This is a genomic window from Arthrobacter sp. CAU 1506, from assembly GCF_005047635.1.
Taxonomy (GTDB): domain Bacteria; phylum Actinomycetota; class Actinomycetes; order Actinomycetales; family Micrococcaceae; genus Crystallibacter.
In genome coordinates this window covers 1-1,031 of sequence record NZ_SUKC01000043.1, presented here as the reverse complement: position 1 = coordinate 1,031, position 1,031 = coordinate 1, and the positions used below count along the sequence as shown (strand labels likewise).

At 55.4% G+C, this 1,031-nt stretch carries 2 protein-coding genes; both read right to left on the bottom strand.

The genetic code is table 11. The annotated features are described in order from the left end of the window. Positions 1 to 101 precede the first annotated feature (101 nt). Positions 102 to 242 carry a hypothetical protein gene (locus tag E4J89_RS19505; RefSeq protein WP_169304079.1) on the bottom strand — a complete coding sequence of 47 codons (141 nt, stop codon included), beginning with the start codon at positions 240 to 242 and terminating at the stop codon, positions 102 to 104. A gap of 59 nt (positions 243 to 301) precedes the next feature. Next, positions 302 to 622, bottom strand: coding sequence for a DUF3040 domain-containing protein (locus E4J89_RS19305; RefSeq protein WP_169304078.1), 321 nt, complete (start codon positions 620 to 622; stop codon positions 302 to 304). Positions 623 to 1,031: the final 409 nt, after the last annotated feature.

The window sequence follows — 1,031 nt, the reverse complement described above, 5'->3', positions numbered from 1 at the left end:
GCTCGGTCAAGGCTCGTAGTTCCTGTCATTGATGAATGCGTCAAGAACATCCATCACAACAGGGCTACGGGCCCCTTCTGTCTAAAGACACGACCCGTCATTCACCACGAACCTTGGAGAGCCATGAAACTCGCTCCCCCGACGCCGTTTTCCACCATGATCTGGATGCTGTTGCGGAAAACCTTTTCGCCGCCATCCCGGGGCGACGCCGTCACGGTAAAGGCAATTTTGTCCTGTGTCACACTTTCCTCCTAAAGAATGTGCGGCATGTCCTTATGCGACTCCCCCGGTCATGCTGTCGCTAACGCTTTTCTTGTTGCCCCCGGATTTCATCCAGCCTATTGCCTTCGGGATGCCCGAAGCGCGAATTGCCGATGGCGCCATACGCTCCAGCAGCGGCGAGGATGAACCCCAGGACGGCGACGATGGCCAACTGGGTAGCGATACCGACGGGCAAGGCCATAACCCCGATCAGCAGCATAAGCGGCACCCAGACATGTGAAACCCTGACGGCAGTACCGCCGGATCCTGACCGCATTTTCCGGGCCAGGTCCGGGTCCTCCAAACTGAGGTGGCGCTCTATGGTCTTGAGTCGCTGTTGTTCTTCAGGTGATAAGGGCATCCGCTTCTCCTCACGGGCTGCACCGTCGAGAGCTTCCGTCGTCGTGGTGGTCTTGATATATCCGCCGCGATAAAACGGTTCTAAAAGAGCTTCATCACGACGCCTGGCTTCGGAATTCCCACAGACTTGGCATAGTGGAATTTGGCGAATTCAGTCGTGTTCCAGTACCAAAATGCAGGAGTGTCCGCCTACCGCAAGTGTATCCACGAATATGCTTTTAGGCCAATATCCGGTTCACGGCGAGCGAATATGGAATGGAATAGAGTTTGTTTGCTTTTATTTAACTGGCTCATCGGAATCGAGAGTGTAAATGCGGTCTGAATCCGCCGGCTTCGAGCAGTGATCTGGCGATGTAGTTGGTGAGGTTGCGGAATCCGAGGGCTGAGCCGCGAAGGTGCTCCAAGCGACC

Coding starts and splice junctions, on each gene's coding strand:
- E4J89_RS19305 (WP_169304078.1), bottom strand. CDS start 622: ATGCCCTTATCACCTGAAGAACAACAGCGACTCAAGACCATAGAGCGC.